This is a genomic window from Sphingobium limneticum (assembly GCF_008710155.1).
Lineage (GTDB): Bacteria > Pseudomonadota > Alphaproteobacteria > Sphingomonadales > Sphingomonadaceae > Sphingobium > Sphingobium limneticum.
Genome location: NZ_VYPZ01000011.1, coordinates 13,715 through 33,551 on the forward strand (window position 1 = coordinate 13,715; position 19,837 = coordinate 33,551).

A 19,837-nucleotide genomic window follows, 5' to 3' on the forward strand; every position below is an offset into this window, starting at 1 on the left:
TCAAAACCGTGCCCTCAGGCCGGCATGGATGCTGCGCCCCAACTGACCATAGCGACGCGCCGTCTCATAATAGTCGTCGAACAGATTTTCGACCCGACCAAACAGCGTCAGCTTGTCCAGCACCGGCATTTCGGCGCGCAGGTCGACCAGCGTATAGGCATCGTTCACGAACGGCGCCACGGTCGCGCTCGTCCGCGCCGCATCCAGCGCCTTACCCGACCAACGGACTGCGACCGCCGTGCTCAGGCCGAAGGTCCAGTCATAGCGCAGCGTGCCATTGGCCGCATGACGCGGACGCCGCGCCAACTGGTTGCCATAGTTGAGGCCGGGCGAGCGATCCTCCGCCGATACCCAGCTATAATTGCCGTCCAGCGTCAATCGACCGACATGCGCGACCCCGGCCAGTTCCAGCCCGTGCGCCTCGCTGCGCTGGACATTGGCGTAATAGCCCAAGCGCGGCATGGTCGTGCCGGGCGCATAGCAAAGCGGCGGCCGGTTGGTCGTCGGGCAACCATTATAGGTGATGAGATTATCGGTGCTGCGGTCGAACCAGGTGGCCGACAGGATCAAGCCATGGTCGAACAGATGCTGTTCGATACCCGCATCCCAGCCGTGCGACTTTTCCGGCACCAGCGCCATATTCCCATAGTCGCTATAGAGTTGATAAAGCGTCGGCGCCTTGAACCCCTCACCATAGCTCGCGCGCAGAATCGTGCTGTCCTTGGCCAGCGCCCAGGCCGCGCCTGCGCCGAAGACGGTATTGCCGCCGAAGGTCGAATGATGGTCGTAGCGCACCCCACCATTAAGGGTCAGCCCGGCCAGCGGTTCGACATTGAGTTGCGCATAAAGGCTGTCGATATCGGCCGATCCACGGATGGTCGCGTAGGAGGCCAGGCTGTTGGGGGGCGATGCGGTGCGCATCCGCTGCTCTTCGCGTTCCGCGCCGAAAGTCGCCGTCCATCCCTGCCCGATCGTCAGCACGCCCTGATATTCGTAGCGGTTGGTTTCGCCCTTGGCCGCGAAGCTGAGCGGGCGCTGCTTGCGCGACGGATTGATATTGTCGCGTATCGTTTCGCTACGGCTGAAGGACAGACGGTTGTGCAGTGCCCCGCCGAACAGGTCGGCATTCAGGCCCGCATAGCCGATCCACTCCTCGGTCTGCGAATATTCCGGACTGTCGGGCACGGTCCCGGCGCTGTCGATATCGGTACGGCCCTTGGCATAATAGCCCCGCATATCGACCGACACACCCGGCGCCAGTGCAACGCCCAGCCGGCCATTGAGCGTGCTGTTGCTATAGCCGTCCTTCTCCTTGGCGCCATAGCGCGGGCTGATCGCGGAAATCCCCTGCGTCGTAAAGCGGCTGCCTGCGACCTGCCAATCGAGCGCCCCCTGCCGACCGCCCAGCGCGGCGCGGGCGCTGACGGTGTCGCGCGATCCCGCATCGATATCGAAGCTGCCTTCGATCGGCCGCTGCGCGCGCGCCGTCACGACATTGACGACGCCGCCGATCGCCTGGCTGCCCCACAGAATCGACTGCGGCCCGCGCAAAATCTCGATCCGGTCGATATCGCCGGTCATCAGCGTCGCGAAATTATAGCCGCCGCCGGTCGAGGACGGATCGGCCAGCTTGACGCCATCGATCACCAGCACGGTCTGATCGGCCTCCGCACCGCGGATACGGATCGACGTCGCCGTGCCATAGCCGCCATTGCGGGTGAAGCTGATGCCGGGCGTGCGGATCAGCAGGTCCGATACGGTGAGAGCCTGCGCGGCGTCGATCGCCGCCTTGTCGAGCACGGTGATGCTCGAGGCCACCTGCTCGATCGCCTGCGGCTGGCGCAGCGCCGTGACGATCACCTCGCTCGCATCCTCGGCCATGGCCGGCGTCGAGAAGCCGGGGATGGACAGGCCCGCCAGAATGAAAAGTCCGCTTTTTGAAATCCAGTGCATGATAATCCCCCAGTCTTTGACAGGACCGGGCGGGCGCGGCGCGACAGCGATGCCGAACGCCAATGCGCACGACTTCACCGCCGCGCGAATCCGCACGGTCAGCTTGTCGTTGCGCGAGGATATCCTCGTTCGACCGGCACACCCTGTCCGGACGAAGAACGACCGCGACAGGCAGGTCTCCTGGCTTGCGGGTCCATGCCGTTTCGAAGCGCCTTCTCGGGATCATGATCCCAATGGCCTGTGCCTCGATGGCTCGCCGCTCACAGTTGCAGGGGCAGCCGGGGTCTTGAACCCCGTTCCCTTTTGATCCCCTTGCGGGGAACCTGACGCAAGGGCCGCCGTAATGGAGTTGGATCAGGCGATCAAGTGGAAGAAGCCGCCCGTCACATGGCCCGCCCGATGGCCGGCGGGCGCAAGTGGTTGTCCCTCCGCATCGGCCATGTCGGCCAGCGCTTCGCCTTCGCTGGCGGTGATCGTCGCATAATGAAATTCATGGCCCAGCAATGGCTGTCCGGCAGGAGCGAAGCTGCTATTCTGGCGCAACCGGGCTCGGCGATAGCCCAATGTCCTGCGCCGCTGTGCGAAACTACTGTCCATCGGCAGCAGGCCCGCCATGGCATGCACCGCGCCATCCCCATCTTCCAGCGTGCGGCCCAGCACCATGTAACCGCCGCACTCGCCATGAACCGGTCGATTTTGCGCGAAGGTGCGAAGGCCCGTCAGGAAATGGTGATTGGCCGCGATCCGCCCGGCATGGAGTTCGGGATAGCCGCCCGGCAGCCAGCAGGCATCGCAATCGGCCGGCGGCGCTTCGTCCGCCAGCGGAGAGAAGAAGTGCAGCTCCGCCCCGGCCGATCGCCACCAATGCGCCATATGGGGGTAGAAGAAGCTGAAAGCCGCATCGCGGGCGATGGCGATCCGTTGCCCCGGCGGATGGATGCCCGGATTGAGTGCCGGAAAATCCGCCGTCGCTCCGGCCGCGGCATGGATCGCATCCAGATCGCATTGCGCCGCTACGCGCTGCGCGATCGCCGCGATCCCCGCTTCCAGTTCATCCGTTTCGCCCGCCTGCACCAGACCCAGATGGCGCGACGGCATGGCCAGCCCCTCATCGGTTGAAATCGCGCCCAGCAGGGGCAGGCCGATGCGGGCAAAGCCATCCTCTATCATGCGGCGATGGCGGGGGCTGGCCACCCGGTTGGCGATCACGCCGGCAATGGCGGGCGCGCCCGGAAAGGTCGCGCAGCCATGCGCCACCGCTGCCACCGTCTGCGCTGCGGCGCGGGCATCGACGACCAGCAGCATCGGCCAGTCCAGCAGGTGCGCGACATCGGCGGAGGCGCCTGACCGACCTTCCGCCCGTGCGCCGTCATAAAGGCCCATCGCCCCTTCTGCGACAACGAGTTGGACAGTGGATGCGACATGTGCGGCCAGCCCGCGCAGCATGGCCGGCGCCATGGCGAACCCGTCCAGATTGATCGAGGGCCGCCCGGTCGCGGCCGCGTGAAAGGCCGGATCGATATAGTCCGGCCCGCATTTGGCGCCCTGCACGGCGAGGCCGCGATCGGCAAAGGCCCGTTGCAGGCCGATCGTCACCATCGTCTTGCCGGCGCCCGACGCAGGGGCGCCGATGATCAGCCCTTTTCCAAGCATCACAGATCGTCGCTCGATGCGGCAAAACCCTGGACCAGCGCGATCAGGCTGGCATCCACGGCGGCGTCGATCTCCACCAGTCGAGCGATATCGCCGCCCTGCGGGCCAGTGGCAAAACCGGTCCACCCCGTTACCAGAGCCTGCACCGCCGACTGGATCATCATGCCGCGCGCGGGCGGTAGGCCCACCGCGCCGATCTGTGCGCTCAGACGATCGGCTATCGCCTCCATGGAGCCGATATGGGCCGGCGCAGCGGCGATCAGCAGCGCCGCGTCGCGGGTCACGCGTTGCTTGCGCCAGAGCGATTGACCAAAGCGCACCATCCAGTCCGTCCATGGTCCACCAGAGGCGACGTCATCCAGCGCCCCCATGAACAGGCGGTTCGACATCAGCGCCAGCAGGCTCTGCTTGTCGCCGACATGGCGCGCGAGCGAGGGCGCCTTCGCGTCCAGACGGGCCGCCACATTGCGCAGCGACACCGCCTCCAGCCCCTCTTCCTGCAACAGGGCGATCGCTTCATCGACGATGGCGTCACGACTCAGTTTCATGACCGCCTTGTGGCAAAGCCGCCCGCCTGCCGCCAGCGCCTCAGTTGCGACGCAGCTTTTTCAGCACATGATCCGCGCCCTTGTCCCCGATCATGATCGCGGTCGCGTTGGTGTTGCCCGCCGGCAGGGTCGGCATGACGGACGCGTCCGCCACCCACAAGCCATCCACGCCGATGACGGCGAGATCGGCGTCCACCACCGCCTGCGGATCGTCCGCCCGGCCGATCTTCGCGGTACCGACCGGATGATAGAGCGGGATCGACGCCATGCGGACATATCCGCGCAATTGCTCCGGATCGGTCAGCGCCGCGCCGGGGCGCAACTCGGCCTTTATATGTGTCGCAATCGCTGTCTCATTCAGGATAGCGCGAGCGATGCCGATACCCTCGACGATCTGGTCGATATCATCGTCGCTGCCCAATTGCCGATGCTCGATTTTCGGCGGCGCGAATGGGTCGGCGGACCGCAGGCTGATCCGCCCGCGATGGCTGGGCCGCATGAGCCCAACCAAGGTGGAGACGGACGGCGTCTTGCGCAGCATCAGCCGCCCCTGCTCATCGAAGTCGAAGGCGAAGGCGGCGAAGCTGATCTGGAGATTGGGTGCGGGCAGATCCGGCCTGCTCTTCACGAAGGCCTGGGCATGGCCGATCGCGGTGGTCAGTGCGCCGCGCCGGGCGAGGGCATAGCGCAAGACTTGCCAAGCCCCGCTTAGCCCCTGCGCATCGCTGTTGAGCGTCCGCACATCGACTTCGTTCACCACATGGGTGCCGACATGATCCTGAAGATTGGCCCCCACGCCGGGCAGGTCGCGCACGACGGCGATGCCATGGGCGCGCAGATGATCGGCCGGACCGATGCCCGACAGCATCAGCAGGCGCGGCGTATTCATCGACCCGGCGCTCAACACCACGCCATGGCGTGCGCGCAGCGTCTTTTCGACGCCGTCCTGCCAATAGACGATGCCGACGGCGCGCCCGTCCTCGATCAGAAGCCGCAATAACTGCGCTTCCAACAATATAGCGGGCGCCTTCCCGCCGCGCCGCTCGTGAAGATAGCCACGCGCCGCCGAACAACGCTCGCCGCGTCGCTGCGACACCTGCACATAATCGACGCCCTCGGCATGTTCGCCATTCAGGTCCGTCGAACGCGGGATGCCCGCCGCCTGCGCCGCCGCGATCCACTGGTCGGTGATCGGATAGCGGGCGCGGCCTTCGGAAACGGCGACCGGGCCGCCAGTGCCGCGCCACTGGTCGGCGCCGCGCTCATTATCTTCCATGCGCCGGAAATAGGGCAGGACTGAATCATAGTCCCAGCCCGCCGCACCCTGCCGCGCCCATTCATCATAGTCCCAGCGATGGCCACGGATGAACATCATGCCGTTCAGCGCACTACCGCCACCCAGCATCTTGCCCGCCGGCCAGATATCCGCCCGGCCGCCCAGCGACGGGTCCGGCTCCACCTGATGGCACCAGTCATAGGCAGGGTTCTGGACGATGGCGCTGGTGAGCGCCGGGATGCGCGAGCGCATATGCCGGTCGGTCCCGCCCGCCTCGATCAGGGTGACGGACAGGCCCGCGTCGGCCAACCGCCCGGTCATCGCGGACCCGGCCGAACCGCCACCCACGACGATGATATCGGTGTCTTCCATGGTGGTTCCTAGAAATTGGACATAATGGCGGCGCTGGGCGCGTCGATCGGCTTGCCGGCGGCCTTCAACTTCAGTTCCCGTTCGCGCAGCGGTCCCTGCTCCGCGATCAGCCAGGCGTGGATGGCATCGACATCCTCGACGCTGAGCAGATCGTCCCAGCGCGGCATGCCGCCCGGCAGCAACAGGCCGTCGCGCACGATCTGGTTGAAGACCTCATGCGTGCCCGGCTGCATCCGGCGCAGGTCCGGCGCGGTGGAGCGCAACTGGTTGCTGTGGCAGATGGCGCAATTCTGGAAAAACAGCCCCTGCCCCTTTGCGATGATCGCGGGGGTCACGCCGGGCCTTTGGGCCGGTGGCGCTGTGGCGGGTTCCAGCGGCGGCAGCGGCGTGGGTTGCGGCACCGGGCCGCCGTCCAGCTTGAACACCAGTATGCGGTTGGCGTTGCCGTTGCGATAGGCGGCCGAATAGCGCGGCACATAGCCCCAGCCACCGCCGCCAAAGCCAGCCGCGACCGCGACATATTGCACGCCCTTCACCCGATAGGTCATGGGCGCGGCCATGATCGCACTGCCAGTGTCGATTGCCTTGATCAGCTTGCCGGTATCCGCGTCGCGGACGGTCAGCTTGCCGCCGATGGTGCCGTGAACGATCAGGCCCGACGCGGTGGAGAGCATGCCCATCCGATCCTGCCAGCCTTCGGTCGGCACCGACCATCGCGCCTTTCCGGTGAGAGGATCGATCGCGCGCAATTCGCTGCTATATGGCTTATCCTTCACCCACTGCATTTCGGGCAGCTTTTCCACCTGTTCCCGGATCGCGGGCGGCAGGGTCGGCAACACGGCCTGCAACTGCGGGGTGAAGATGAGCGTCGTCTGGACGTTGAGCGCCTTGGGCCGTCGCGCTTCCGCAGGAGTGCCGGGCGGCACGGTGAACATCAGGTTCCCCATGTCCAGCACGGAGGCATAATAGTTTTTGCGTTCGGCATCATAGGCGGCGGGATACCAGTTGCGCGCGCCTGCCGAGGCCGGGAAGATGAGGCGCGGGCCGTTCCAGAAATCGGTGCGGTCCGGCGTCATCTGCGGCACGCCGTTTTTGTCGAACCCCTTGGTCCAGTTGGTCCGCACCAAAGGATTGACGCGCAGCGGCTTGCCGGTTTCGCGGTCCAGCACGAAGAGATAGCCGTTCTTGGGCGAGTGGAGGATGACCGGGCGGACCTTTCCATCCACCTCCATCTCCGTCAGCACCATCGGCTGGGTGGCGGTGAAGTCCCAGCTGTCGCCGGGCGTTTCCTGATAATGCCACTTCACAGCGCCGCTCTTGGCATCCAGCGCGACGATCGAGGAGAGATAGAGGTTGGTGCCGCCCTTGGGCGAGCGGGTTGCGATCGAATAGGGGCCGCCATTGCCGACCCCGATATACACGGTGCCGAACTTGGGATCATAGTTGATCGCATCCCAGACGGTGCCGCCGCCGCCGATATCCCAACGGCTTTTGGCGTCCCAGGTCTTGAGCGCGACGTCGAGCGCCTTGTCCTCCTGCGGCCCCTTCGCCGGATCATGCGGGACGGTGTAGAAGCGCCACGCCTGCGTGCCGTCGGCGATGCGATAGGCGGTGACGTATCCGCGCGTGTCATATTCCGCGCCGGCATTGCCGAGAATGACGAGGTCGCCGGCCACTTCAGGCGCGCCCGTGCTGGTATAGCCGCGGCTGTGATCGACCACCGTGTCGGCCTTCCAGACGACCTTCCCGCTCTTCGCGTCGAGCGCGTAGAGCATGCCGTCGAGCGCACCGACCATCACCTTGTCCTTGGCGAGCGCGACGCCGCGATTGGCCTGATCACAGCAGGCGGACCGGTTCGCCTGCATGTCCACCTCCGGCTCGAAGGTCCAGAGCGGCTTGCCGGTCGCGGCGTCGAGCGCATAGACGCGGCCGAGATTGCCGCTGGTGTACATCACGCCATCGACCACCACCGGCGTCGCTTCCTGCACGCGGTTGGTGTTGAGGTCGTAGGACCAAGCCAGGCCGAGCCGGGCGGCATTGCCCTTGTCGATATCGGTCAGGCGCGAATGATGGCTGCCCCAGACGTCGCCGCCGGTATAGGGCCAGTTGTCACCAGCGCCGCTGCTGCCGCCCGGTCCGCGACCGGTGCAGGAAGAAAGCGCCAGCAGGCTGGCCAATATAATCAGCGGCTTTTTCATGCGGTCGATCACAGTAATGCTGTTCTTCACAGGGGCCAGCTTTCCTTATGCGCCAGCATCACGTCGCGCAGGCTTTTGGGCTTGCTGCCGGTGATCTTTTCCACCCAGTCCGTCTTCAATGCGAAATAGCCTTCGCGGATGGACTGGCCGAATGTCACCATATCGTCGCTGGACCAGGGAATCGGGCCATCGGGGATGATGTCGGAGGCATGGCGTGGCGCGCCCAGCGCATCGAAATAGGCGAACATCGCCTCGTCATCGACCGCTTCGACCAGGATCGGCTTGCCGGCCAGTTCGCTCGCCAGCGCCATCGCCTGCGGGATGGTGAGAAGGTCGGGGCCGGTCAGCACATAGGCGCGATTCTCATGCCCCGATTGGGTCAGCACCCCCACGGCGGTCGCGACGCAATCGTCGCGGCTGACGAAAGCCACCGGGCCATCGCCGCAATTGTCGGGCTTGCCGCCGTACATCAGCGCGGGAATCGTCATCGGCCCGGCGATCGCTTCGGCATATTGGCTGTCGCGCAAATGGGTCCAGGCCGCGCCGGACGCTTCGATGATCTCCTCGGTCGCGCGATGGTCGTTCTTGACGATGGCGGGATTGCCGGGCGCGTCGGCCGCGATGATCGAGGTATAGACGATATGCTTCACACCCGCCGCAGCCGCCGCCTCGATGGCGTTGCGATGCTGGCCGACGCGGGTGCCGACGCGCGCGGTGCTGATCAGCAGCATCTTTTCGCCGTCGGCCATCGCGGCGGGCAGGCTGGCCGGGTCGTCGAAATCGGCGAAGCGAACGTCGGCGCCCCGTGCCGCCAGATCGGCCAGCTTCGCCGGTGTGCGGGTGAGCAATATCGCGTCCTGCGGCGCGACCTTTTCCAGCAGCAATTCCGCCGCCGCACGGCCGAAGGCGCCCGAAGCGCCTGAAATGATGATCTTCCCCATGCGTCCTCTCGCTTGCATCATCTATCGTCTTGTTGCAGATAATCGTAACGAATGTTATTATTGCGTCAAGTCATAGAAACACAGGCCAAGACCAAAGGAGAGTGACTATCATGCCTTCCCTTCCGATCGAGGACAGGATCGCGCTGCAAGACCTGATCGCCGCCTATAGCTGGGCGCTGGATACCGGCGATGTCGACGGGCTGGTCGCCTGTTTCACGCCGGACGCGCGCATGGTGGAGGAGGTGTTTGATGATCCCGACATCTGGGAAGGGCATGAAGGGATTCGCGGCATCGCCGAACATTATCGCAACGCGCCGGGCTTTCCGGGGCGTCAGCATCATGTGACCCAAACCCAATATACAGCGCAGGAGGACGGTAGCTGCACGATGCGATCCTTCGCCTTCGTGACGGAGTGCGAGGGCGAGCCGCCCTATCTGCTGCGCTTTGCCGGCTGGTATGACGATCATGCGGTGAAGGGCGACGACGGCCAGTGGCGCTTCCATCGCCGCACGGTGCGGCTGTGGGATGGCGAAGTGCTGAAGAATTTCCCCGGTCGCGGCGAATGGGTGCCGCGCAAACGGCCGGAGTCGCTGATTATCCGGCGGTAATTGGGCATCACGCTTTCCATAAGAGCCGCTCGTCCTGACCCTGTCGAAGGACTGTTCTTTCTTCCAAGATTGCGAAGAAGAACGGGGCTTCGACAGGCTCAGCCCGAACGGAGGAAAGAATATGCTATTTTACCATCACCCAACTGAACGCTGGCATCGTCCGGCTGTCCGACGCCGCAGCACACTCACCGGCCTTGTCCAGCGCCAGTTCGGCAAAGGCTTCCGGCCATGCTGCGCCGGAAAGGTACGCCAATCTGGCAACGACAGCGCCGTCAGATGCACAATTTGCAGTCATACGCCCCTTATCGTGGCGCACCAGCGCCATGCGACGATATCCCGCTTCCGCCGCAATTTCACCGACCAATAATTCGTCGCTCCGCCGTGTCACGGCGAAGATCGCAGCCGGTGCAGAAACGAGCAAAGCCTGCATCTGCCGCACCCGATCGCCCGCCAGCGCCACGGGCTGTGCCCCGAGCCATTGCGCACGGGCAGCGAAGCGGCGACCGGCCGCCAGTTCAGGATCGTGTAACAGGAGCGGCACCGTTGCCGCCTCCGCCCGTCCGCTCGCCAGCGCCGCCGATGCGATAGCCGCGCTTGCCAGAAAGCCGCGTCGCGACAGGTCGCTCATGGCTTGGCGCCCTTGGCCAGGTGCTGCGCGATCAGTTGCAGGTCGGCGTCGCTGACCTCCCCGCGAGGGATGGCGGGCATATTGCCGATGCCCATGCGCGCGGCCTGCACGACATAGTCGGCGGTCAGGTCGGTGCGCTTCTCCAACAAGGGTTGCTCCGTTCGGCGCGCCAGCAGTCCCGTCCCCATGCCACCCGGCCCGTGGCACATGGCGCATTTTTCGAGATACAGCTTTTCGCCCGGAGCAGCTTGCGGCCGCGACGACAGAGTTTCAGGAGCGGGCAAGGGCGGCGGCCCTTTGGGCGCTGGCGTCGGCGCCTCGCTCGCCCGGCCGCAGGCGGCGCCCGCCAATATCAGTGCGGCCCCCGACAGCGCGATCATCCCCTGGCGCATCAGCCCTGCCCTCCTGCATGGCTGCTGGGCCAGATGCCGCTCTTGCCCGGCGCGATCACCCCCTTGGGATCGAGCGCGTCCTTCACCTTGCGGTTGAGCTGCCCTAGTGCACCCTTGTTAAAATCATAGGTGCCCGCGACCGCGTCCATATAATCGAGATGAGTGCGATATTCGCCATAGCCCTGCGCCTTCGCGTCCGCGATCAGATGTTTGAGGAAGGGATCGACCCGGCCCATCAGATCGGGATCATCCTTGTTGATCAGCACGGCGTTGACGTTGATGAGGTGGCGCTCGCCAAAGGCGAAGCTGGCCTGATAATCCATGCCATATTCCTTGTAGCGGGCGTATGTGCGCTGAAACTGGGCCTGCGCCGCCGCGCCCGATTGCGGCAGGATCGGCGAGAAACCGATATGCCCGCCGCGCCCGCCATGCCAGTTGGCATTCTGCATCGGCATGGTGAGCGGCGTACCGGTCCAGCCGGTCGCCTCCAGCGGCTCACCCGTCTTCCAGACCGTAGGGCGCAGCGACATGGGTTTGAGCTTGCCCAGTTCCTGCTCCAGGATCGCATAGGCCGCCTTGTTGACCGATTCCCGGCCGTACAGACGCAGGCTCACGCCCCACCAGCCGACGTTGAATTTCTTGCGGATCGCCGCGATCACATCGTCAGGCAGCGCGCCGGGCTTGTCGGTCCACTGGTCGCGGGTCGTGACAACGGCGGCAGCGCGAAGCCAGTTGCCGATGGTCGGCGACTGCTGCAACAGCCCTTCGCGGCGGAGCGGCGCGATCGCGTCGATCAGCGGCCCCAGATCCTCAGGCCTCTCAAACTCCAGATCCATGCCCATCAGCGATTCCGGCGCAGGCATCAGCCACAGGCCCATTTTGGTGACGATGCCGAAATTGGACTGGACGAACATCTGGCCCCAGCCGGGGCCAAAGCCGAAGCGATACAGCTGCCAGGTCGGCGCACCGTCCAGAGCGCCCATGCCGGTGCGCACGACCAGGCCATCCGCCATCACCGCCTCTATGCCGCAGATGCGGGTCGCATGTTCGCCATAGGGGGTATAGCCCATGCCGCGATCCAGCGCATTGCCGACCACCGATCCCCAGCTATTGCCGGGCACCGACAGCCAATGCTTCATGCCCTTGGATTTCAGGAAGTCGTAGAGATCATAGAAACCAACCCCCGGCTCCAGCAGCACCGTGCCGTTCGCCTCATCATAGTCGATCTTCTTCATCCGGCTGAGGTCGAGCACCACCGACCCGGCCAGTAGCGGGGCGGAACCGCCATAGCCCAGATTCTTGCCCCGGCTGATCGGCCAGAGGGCGATGCCGCGGTCCGACGCGATCCGGACGATCGCCTGAATCTCGTCCACCGTGGCAGGCGCGACCGCGCCGGCGGGGTGATGACGGGCGTCGTCGATGGCGAATTTGTCCTGATAGCTCGCCTGATCCTCCTCCGCGAAGAAGACATGATCCTTGCCGACGATCGCTGCAAAGGCCGCGATCGTGGCCGGCGCTATCTGGCCCTTCTCATTCATCCCACCTCACTTCGCCGATCGAGCCGGCGCCTTAATAACGATCGTTATTATCTGAAGCGCGAGCGGACTTGTCAAGCGAAGCTGTAAAAAGCGCTTGCCTGCCTGCCCTGTCAGATTGTATGCCAATGATACATATCGAGGAGCAGGATGATGGAAGAGCAGGACGTCGTTTCGGTACATGTCGAAAACCGTATCGCCTGGGTGAATTTCGCCCGACCGGCCAAGCGCAACGCGATGAGCCCGACGCTCAACCGTCGCATGATGGAGGTTCTGGACGAACTGGAATATCGCGACGATGTCGGCGTGCTGGTGCTGGGCGGCGAAGGCACGTCCTGGTCGGCCGGCATGGATCTGAAGGAATATTTCCGCGAAACCGAAGCGCTGGGTCTGCGCGGCGTGCGCAAGTCGCAGGCGGAAAGCTATGGCTGGTTCCGTCGCCTGCGCTGGTATCACAAGCCCACCATCGCCATGGTCAATGGCTGGTGCTTCGGGGGCGGTTTCGGCCCGCTCTTCGCCTGCGACCTCGCCATTTGCGCGGATGAGGCGCAGTTCGGCCTGTCCGAAATCAACTGGGGCATTTTGCCGGGCGGCGGCGTGACCAAGGTAGTGGTCGACCTGCTCCCCATGCGCGACGCCATGTGGCTGACGCTGACGGGCGACCTGATCGACGGCAAGGCGGCGGCGACCATGCGGCTGGTCAATGAAAGCGTGCCGCTGGACCAGTTGAAGACCCGCACTACGCAAGTGGCCGAAATGCTGCTGAAGAAGAATCCGGTGGCGTTGAAATTCGCCAAGGATGCCGTCCGCCGCGTCGGCACCATGACCTATGACGAAGCCGAGGATTATCTGGTCCGTATGCAGGAAGCCGCCAACTTCCATGACAAGAGCGAAGGCCGCAAGGAAGGCATCCGCCAGTTTATCGATGAAAAAAGCTACAAGCCGGGTCTGGGCAGCTATGATCTAAGCAAGGCGAAGACCTCGGCCTGATGCTGTTTGGGGTCAGGCCGAGGCCTGACCCCATCCACCGCCCAAAGCGCGGAACAGATCGACCTGGGCAAAGGACACCGCGCGGGTCGCCGTCGCCAGATCGGCCTCTGCGCTGGCGAGTGTCCGCTGCGCATCCAGTACGGTCAGGAAATCGATCTGGCCTTCCCGTTGCCGGGCAAGGCTGATCCGGGCGGCGCGGGCTGCTTCATCCCGCGCGGCACTCAAGGTCTGCGCCCGCTCGATCGCATGGGCATAGGCGGACAAAGCCCGCTCGGTTTCCTCCAGCGCCTGCAAAACCGTGCCGTCGAAGGTGGCGAGTGAGGCTTCGCCGTCCGCCTTCGCCGCGCCGATCCGTGCACGGATCGCCTCCTGATTGGGGAAGGCCCAGCTGATGAGCGGTCCCAGCACCCAGTTCAATGGTCCCCCACCGAACAAATTGCCGCCACCCAGCGCCGTGCTGCCGACCGATGCGCCAAGCGAGATGCGGGGATAGAGATCCGCCGTCGCCACGCCAATACGTGCGGTGTCGGCCGCAAGCCGCCGTTCCGCCGCGCGCACGTCGGGCCGCCGTGCCAATAGGGCCTGGCCGTCACCGACAGGGATCGGCTGCGACAATTGCGGGGTCCGGGTCGCGGCGCGGACCGTATCGGGCAATTGCTGCGGCGTGCGGCCGGTGAGGGTCGCAAGGCGGAACAAAGCCGCATCGCGATCGGCCGCCAGCGCGGGGATCGTCGCCTTCTGCTGGTCGCGCAGAGTCGTCACGCGGATGACGTCCAGCCGATCCGACCGGCCAGCCTCGAACCGGGCGCCGGTGATGCGGATCGACTGGTCGAGCAGGCCGACCGTGCGCTGCGCCACCGCCAGCCGTTCCGATGTGGCGGTGACGTCCAGATAGGCACGCACCGTGTCCGCGATCACCGCCACGCGCACGCCGTCAGCGTCCGCCTGCGCCGCGGCATAATCGCCGCGTGCCGCTTCCACGCCGCGTTTCACCCGGCCGAACAGATCGACTTCATAGCTGATGTCGAGGCCGCTATCGAAGACCCAATTTTCCCGGTCGAGGCCGGGCAAGGATTGGGCCGCCGAGGTGCGGTTGTAGGTTTCGGACGCGCCCAGGCTGGTCTGGGCCAGGCGATCCGATTTCGCGCCGCGCAGCGAAGAGCGTGCCCGCTCGATCCGCGCCACCGCCACCCTAATGTCGGTGTTGGCGGCGAGCGCGTCGATGACCAGCGTGTCGAGCAGCGGATCGCCATAGAGCGTCCACCAATGATCCTGCGCGGCTGCGGCGCTGACGGTCGGATTGGCCGCCGGACTCGCCGCTCCGATGAAGGGAGCGGCGGCTGTGGCCGGGGTGGCGGGCGCCTTATAGTCCGGCCCGGCGGCGCAGGCCGTGAGCGCACTGGCGCCGAGCAGCAAAGCGATGAAGTTCCTTGTCATGGCTTTTGTCCTTATTCGGCCGGCTGCAACGCAGGTTCAGCCTGTCCCGGCCGACGACGGGCGAAACGATCGCCCAGCGCGCGGCACACGACATAGAAGGTGGGGGTGAAGAGCAGGCCGAAGGCGGTCACACCGGCCATGCCGAAGAAGACGGCCGTACCCAGCGCCTGCCGCAGTTCCGCACCGGCCCCGGTGGCTATCACCAGCGGTACGGCGCCCAGGATGAAGGCGAAGCTGGTCATCAGGATCGGACGCAGACGGGTCTGCGCAGCCTGAACGGCAGCCTCGATCGGTGAAAGCCCCTGTTCTTCCTCCGCCTGCTTGGCGAATTCAACCACCAGAATGGCATTCTTCGCGGCAAGGGCGATCAAGACGACCAGACCGATCTGCGTGAGGATATTATTGTCCATCCCCCGCAGGTTCACGCCCAGCATGGCCGCGAACAGGCACATCGGCACGATCAGGATGATCGAAAGCGGCAGCGTCAGGCTTTCATATTGCGCCGCCAGCACCAGGAAGACGAAAAAGACCGCCATGCCGAACACCAGACCTGCGGTGTTACCCGCGCTGACCTGCTGATAGGCGACGCCGGTCCATTCGCTGGCGTAACCGGCCGGGGCCGCGTCGGCGAGCTTTTCCATCGTGGCGAGCGACTGGCCCGAGGAATAGCCCGGCGCCGTGTCACCGTCGATTTCCACCGCCGGCAGCAGATTGTAGCGGACCACGCGATAGGGACCGGTCTTGTCCTTGAAGGTGGAGACGGAGCCGATCGGTACCATCTGGCCGCTGTTCGACCGGGTTTTCAGGTTTGCGATATCCGCCACCGTGCCGCGATGCTCTGCATCGGCCTGCGCGGTCACGCGATAGGTGCGACCCAGCAGGTTGAAGTCGTTGACGAAGGACGACCCCAGATAGACCTGCATCGCTTCGAAGATGCGCTCGGGCGGCACGCCCAGCAGGTCGGCCTTGCGCCGATCAACGTCCGCATAGACGCGCGGCGTGCCGACGTCGAATAGGGTGTAGACCATGGCGAGGCTGGGTGTCTGGTTCGCCTTGGCGATCAGATCATTGGCGACCTTGTTGAGTTCGGCATAACCGCGATCCTCGCGATCCTCCAGCATAACGCGATAGCCGCCGGCCGACCCGATGCCCTGGATGAGCGGCGGGGGAACGAGCAGGATGCGCGCCTTGTCATAGCCGGCGACCGCCTTGTTCGCCTGCTCCATGATGCCGGCATAGGTGGCGCCCTCCTCCTTGCGTTCGGCAAAGCTCTTGAAGGGGAAGTAGATCGCCGCGCTGTTGGGGGCCTGCGTCTGCGAGGGACCGTGGAAGCCGGCGAACATCACCGCGCCGCGCAGCCCCTTGATCGGCAGGATCTTCGCCGCGACTTCGCGGGCCACCTTGTCGGTGCGCTCGAGCGAGGCGCCGGAGGGCAGCTGCACCACAGCCAGAAAATAGCCCTGATCCTGCGCCGGGATGAAGCCGCCAGGCGTCACCCAAAAGAGGGCGATCGTGGCCGCGATCAGACCGGCATAGGTCAGCAGCATCTTCTTTGGACGAGCCACGAGAAAACGGGTGAGGCGGCCATAGCCCGCGCTCATCCGGTCAAAGCCGGTGTTGAACGCATCGGCAGCCTTGCCCAGCTTCTGCCGCCAGACCGGATCGCCGCTGCGGTCGCGGGCCCCGTGCTTTTCCTTGAGCAGGAGAGCGGCGGCGGCCGGCGACAAGGTAAGCGAGAGGATCAGCGAGATCACGGTCGCGGTCGAGATGGTGACGGCGAATTGCTGATAGAAGGCGCCGGAAATGCCGGTGATGAACAAAGTCGGCACGAACACCGCGCAAAGCACCAGCACGATCGCGATCAGGGCAGTCGACACTTCATCCATGGAGACGCGCGCGGCCTCCAGCGGCGACATGCCATTCTCGATATTGCGCTCGACATTTTCGACCACGACGATGGCGTCGTCGACGACGATGCCGATGGCGAGGACCAGGCCGAAGAGCGACAGATTGTTGAGGGAATAACCAAGCCCGGCAAGAATCGCCGCCGTGCCGATCAGCGACACCGGAATGGCGATGATCGGGATGATCGCCGCGCGCCAGTTTTGCAGGAAGACGAGGATGACGAGGACGACCAGCAGCACCGCTTCGATCAGCGTGTGATAGACGGCGTCGATCGACTGGCTGATAAATTCGGTCGGGTTGTAGATGATGCTATATTCCAGGCCCTTGGGGAAGCGCTTGGACAATTGCTCCATCTCCGCCTTCACCTTCTCCGCCGCGTCGAGCGCGTTGGAGCCGGGGCGCTGCATCGTCGCGATAACGACGGTGGGCTTGTTCGACAGATAGGTGTTGGTGCCATAATCCTGCGCGCCCAGTTCGACGCGCGCGACATCGCTGACGCGGACCTGATGACCGGTGGCGTCGGTGCGGATGACGATGTTGGAAAATTGTTCGGGCGTGTTGAGGCGTCCCTGCATTTCCACGCCAAGCTGGAAGGCTTCGCCACGGTCATAAGGAGGCTGACCGATGGAGCCGGCCGAAACCTGGACGTTCTGCGCCCGCAGCGCGGACACGACTTCGCCGGCCGTCAGGTCGAGCGCGGCGGCACGGTCGGGATCGATCCAGACGCGCATCGCATAGTCGCGCGCGCCGAACATCTGCACATCGCCCACACCGTCCAGACGGGCGAGCCGGTCACGCACCTGCGTCAGCGCATAGTTGGAGATATAATCGCGGTCGAACGTGCCGTCGGGCGACTGCAAATTCACGACCATCAGGAATTCGGGCGTGGTCTTGCGCGTGACGACGCCCAGACGCTGCACCTCTTCGGGCAGGCGCGGCGTGGCGACGGCGACGCGGTTCTGCACCAGCACCTGCGCGGCGTCGAGGTCGGTACCGATCTTGAAGGTGACGGTGATGACGACCTTGCCATCGCCGGTCGACTGGCTGCTCTGATAGAGCATGTCGTCGACGCCGTTGATCTCCTGTTCGATCGGCGCGGCCACGGTCGATGCGACCGTTTCCGCCGATGCGCCGGGATATTGGGCGGACACCGTGACCGTGGGGGGCACGATATCGGGATATTGGGACACCGGCAGGCCGATAAAGGCGAGCGCGCCGACCACGGTGATGACCACCGCGATGACGGCGGCGAAGATCGGCCGGTCGATGAAGAAACGGGAGAAGCGCATCGGATCGTCCTTTGCGAGCGAAAGGGATGCCGCGCGATCCGGCAGGGGCCGGATCACGGGCAGGGATTCTGTTTGATTGGCCCCTCCCGTGTGAAGGGTGGGGTCAGATTTATCGGGCGAAGGTCGCCTGCGCGGCTATCGGCGCCGCGCTGTCGACCGGCGTGACCGGCGCGGGGGCCGGCCGGATCGTTGCCGGCTTCACCGCTACCTTGGCGCCGGGCATCGCGGCCTGAAGGTTGGCCACGATCACCCGATCCGTGGGCACAAGCCCCGATCGGATGATGCGCAGCCCATCGACGATCGGGCCGAGTTCGACCGGCTTGACCGCGACATTGCTGTCCTTGTCCACCACCAGCACGGTTTTGCGTGCCTGATCGGACTGGATCGCCTCATCCGGGACCAGCAGGGCATTGGCCTTGCCGCCATTGGCCAGACGCATATTGCCGAACAGGCCGGGGGTCAGGAAATTGCCCGGATTGTCGAACACCGCACGGATGCGGATCGTGCCCGACCGCGGATCAAGGCCATTGTCGGTGAAGTCGAGCCGGCCCTGATGATTATAGGCCGCTTCGTCCTGCAACCGTACCTCGACCGCGCCGCCATTATCCTTGTCGCGCTGCGATTTGAGATAGAGCGCTTCGGACGCGTCGAAGTTGAAATAGATGGGATCAAGCTTGTTGACCGTGGTCAACAGGGTCGCGCCACTACCTTCCGCGCCGGCCACCAGATTGCCGATGTCGACACGGCGGTCGGAAACCCGCCCGGAAATGGGCGCACGGACCTGCGTAAATTCGACGTCCAGCGCGCGGCTGCGTTCGCGGGCCTGCGCGCCGGCCAAGGCGGCTTGTGCCGCCTGAAGGCGCGAGCGCAGCGAGTCCACTTCGCTGGCCGACACGGCGTCGTCGCCGCTCAGCCGCTGGACGCGGGCATAGTCATTTTGCGCCAGCAGCAAGGCGCTGCGGGCCGACGCGCTGCTTGCCCGCGCTTCGGCCAGAGCCGCCTGGAAAGGGCGCTGGTCGATGGTGAAGAGCAATTGCCCCTGACGCACGAAATCGCCGTCGCGGAAATGGATGGCGGTGACGGCGCCCGATACGCGCGGGCGGATTTCCACCGTCTGGCTGGGGGCGAAGCGGCCGACATAATCGTCCCACTGGGTCACGCTGCGGGCGAGCGGCGCGGATACGCCGACAGCCGCCAGCGGCGCGGCGGAGGCCTGCGCCTCCGTCTGACCCCAATATTTCCAGCTGGCCCCACCCAGCACGACGATGCCCAAAGCGGCCCAGGCCAAGTGCCGGCCGCGCCAGCGGCGTGCCGTGCCGTCGGAACCGACTTCGCTGGCCTGCGTATCAGTGTCGATCTTTGCGATCATGTTCATGGATATTTCCCTTTGATGGTGCGACGGGCGGCGGTGACGGCGGACAGCAATGTTTCCAGCTGTCCCTCGCTAAACCCCGCCTCGCGGAAGTCTCGGATGGCGGATGGACGGACGGCGAAGCCTTCATGCCAAGCCTCCACGGCCAGGCGGCGCAGCGCCTCCAGCTTGGTGTCCGCCAGTTTGAAATGCGGCTGCGGGCCAAAGAGCAATGTCTTGAAACGCGACCAGCGACCCGGCTCCCGCAGGGAAGCGAGGCCATCGGTCTGCGCCAGACGCACGATCTGCCATTCCATCGACGAAAAGCCGGTGGCGACAGCTTTGATCCGGTCGCGGATCGCAGGCAAGGAGATGCCGTCCCCAACCGCAGGCAGCGGCTGGGCGAAATCGATATAGGCCATGGTTTCAAACCCCTATTTGCGTGCAGACCCGGCCGCGAACACCATCTGCGGGCGCACGCGATACTCTCCCGAACCGGTGGCGGCCGCGGGAATGCACAAGCCATCCGTGCCGGAGCGATGCCCCGACCCCTATGGCCAGACGATGATGATGGTGCAGATGGCGAGACGAAGCGCGCCACCAAGCTTAGAAACTTAGCTTAGGACAATATTTTTCATGTTGCCTCCTTGGAGGCAGATGCCTCGACCGGATTTCATACTTATCGGTATATAATCCGAAGCACCTTTTCGTCAACCGCTTTCTGTACCGCTTGGTAATTTTTTCTGAATTGCGGCTGAATG

Annotated in this window: 15 protein-coding genes and 1 riboswitch; of the genes, 2 read left to right on the forward strand and 13 right to left on the reverse strand. The window is 64.8% G+C overall.

Going from position 1 to position 19,837, the window contains the following annotated elements:
- From F4U94_RS14155 to F4U94_RS14180, 6 genes are all read right to left on the reverse strand, one after another.
- Complete coding sequence (locus F4U94_RS14155; protein WP_120253439.1) at window positions 1–1,953, reverse strand: TonB-dependent receptor plug domain-containing protein; 1,953 nt, start codon at window positions 1,951–1,953, stop codon at window positions 1–3.
- Window positions 1,954–2,106: 153 nt separating this feature from the next.
- Window positions 2,107–2,295, reverse strand: a riboswitch (cobalamin riboswitch).
- Between the two features lie 12 nt (window positions 2,296–2,307).
- Entirely contained in the window at window positions 2,308–3,606 is a 1,299-nt protein-coding gene (locus F4U94_RS14160) for a cobyrinic acid a,c-diamide synthase CobB (RefSeq protein ID WP_120252368.1), read from the reverse strand.
- Window positions 3,606–4,154 carry a TetR/AcrR family transcriptional regulator gene (locus F4U94_RS14165; RefSeq protein ID WP_120252367.1) on the reverse strand — a complete coding sequence of 183 codons (549 nt, stop codon included), beginning with the start codon at window positions 4,152–4,154 and terminating at the stop codon, window positions 3,606–3,608. The genes F4U94_RS14160 and F4U94_RS14165 overlap by 1 nt, the downstream gene beginning before the upstream one ends.
- A 40-nt stretch (window positions 4,155–4,194) precedes the next feature.
- Complete coding sequence (locus F4U94_RS14170; protein ID WP_120252366.1) at window positions 4,195–5,802, reverse strand: GMC family oxidoreductase; 1,608 nt, start codon at window positions 5,800–5,802, stop codon at window positions 4,195–4,197.
- A gap of 8 nt (window positions 5,803–5,810) precedes the next feature.
- Window positions 5,811–8,030, reverse strand: coding sequence for a PQQ-dependent dehydrogenase, methanol/ethanol family (locus F4U94_RS14175; protein WP_232016402.1), 2,220 nt, complete (start codon window positions 8,028–8,030; stop codon window positions 5,811–5,813).
- Window positions 8,027–8,941 carry an NAD(P)H-binding protein gene (locus F4U94_RS14180; protein WP_120252365.1) on the reverse strand — a complete coding sequence of 305 codons (915 nt, stop codon included), beginning with the start codon at window positions 8,939–8,941 and terminating at the stop codon, window positions 8,027–8,029. The genes F4U94_RS14175 and F4U94_RS14180 overlap by 4 nt, the downstream gene beginning before the upstream one ends.
- A 110-nt stretch (window positions 8,942–9,051) precedes the next feature.
- On the opposite strand from F4U94_RS14180, the gene F4U94_RS14185 reads away from it, so the two are divergent.
- Window positions 9,052–9,549, forward strand: coding sequence for a nuclear transport factor 2 family protein (locus F4U94_RS14185; protein WP_120252364.1), 498 nt, complete (start codon window positions 9,052–9,054; stop codon window positions 9,547–9,549).
- Between the two features lie 124 nt (window positions 9,550–9,673).
- On the opposite strand, the gene F4U94_RS14190 is transcribed toward F4U94_RS14185, so the two are convergent.
- Genes F4U94_RS14190 through F4U94_RS14200 form a run of 3 tightly spaced genes read right to left on the reverse strand, consistent with a single transcriptional unit; the run spans window position 9,674 to window position 12,107 of the window.
- A complete protein-coding gene (locus F4U94_RS14190; RefSeq protein ID WP_120252363.1) occupies window positions 9,674–10,177 on the reverse strand; it encodes a hypothetical protein in 504 nt (167 codons plus the stop codon).
- The gene (locus tag F4U94_RS14195; RefSeq protein WP_232016400.1) at window positions 10,174–10,569 is read right to left on the reverse strand and encodes a c-type cytochrome; all 396 of its coding nucleotides are present in this window, start codon (window positions 10,567–10,569) and stop codon (window positions 10,174–10,176) included. Before F4U94_RS14195 ends, F4U94_RS14190 begins: the two co-directional genes overlap by 4 nt.
- On the reverse strand, window positions 10,569–12,107 hold the full coding sequence (locus F4U94_RS14200; RefSeq protein ID WP_150411938.1) for an FAD-binding oxidoreductase: 1,539 nt from the start codon (window positions 12,105–12,107) through the stop codon (window positions 10,569–10,571). Before F4U94_RS14200 ends, F4U94_RS14195 begins: the two co-directional genes overlap by 1 nt.
- Window positions 12,108–12,254: 147 nt before the next feature.
- Between F4U94_RS14200 and F4U94_RS14205 the strand changes: the two genes are divergently transcribed.
- Complete coding sequence (locus F4U94_RS14205) at window positions 12,255–13,094, forward strand: p-hydroxycinnamoyl CoA hydratase/lyase (RefSeq protein WP_197716473.1); 840 nt, start codon at window positions 12,255–12,257, stop codon at window positions 13,092–13,094.
- Between the two features lie 12 nt (window positions 13,095–13,106).
- Here F4U94_RS14205 and F4U94_RS14210 read toward each other — a convergent pair whose 3' ends face one another.
- The 4 genes from F4U94_RS14210 to F4U94_RS14225 form a co-directional block, all read right to left on the reverse strand.
- Entirely contained in the window at window positions 13,107–14,531 is a 1,425-nt protein-coding gene (locus F4U94_RS14210; protein ID WP_120252360.1) for an efflux transporter outer membrane subunit, read from the reverse strand.
- An 11-nt stretch (window positions 14,532–14,542) separates the two neighbouring features.
- The gene (locus tag F4U94_RS14215; protein WP_120253436.1) at window positions 14,543–17,725 is read right to left on the reverse strand and encodes an efflux RND transporter permease subunit; all 3,183 of its coding nucleotides are present in this window, start codon (window positions 17,723–17,725) and stop codon (window positions 14,543–14,545) included.
- Between the two features lie 109 nt (window positions 17,726–17,834).
- Window positions 17,835–19,100 (reverse strand): efflux RND transporter periplasmic adaptor subunit, encoded by a 1,266-nt coding sequence (locus tag F4U94_RS14220; RefSeq protein WP_120252359.1) that lies wholly within the window; start codon window positions 19,098–19,100, stop codon window positions 17,835–17,837.
- Window positions 19,097–19,498: a hypothetical protein gene (locus tag F4U94_RS14225; protein WP_120252358.1), complete on the reverse strand. Its 402-nt coding sequence runs from the start codon at window positions 19,496–19,498 to the stop codon at window positions 19,097–19,099. The genes F4U94_RS14220 and F4U94_RS14225 overlap by 4 nt, the downstream gene beginning before the upstream one ends.
- Window positions 19,499–19,837 lie beyond the last annotated feature (339 nt).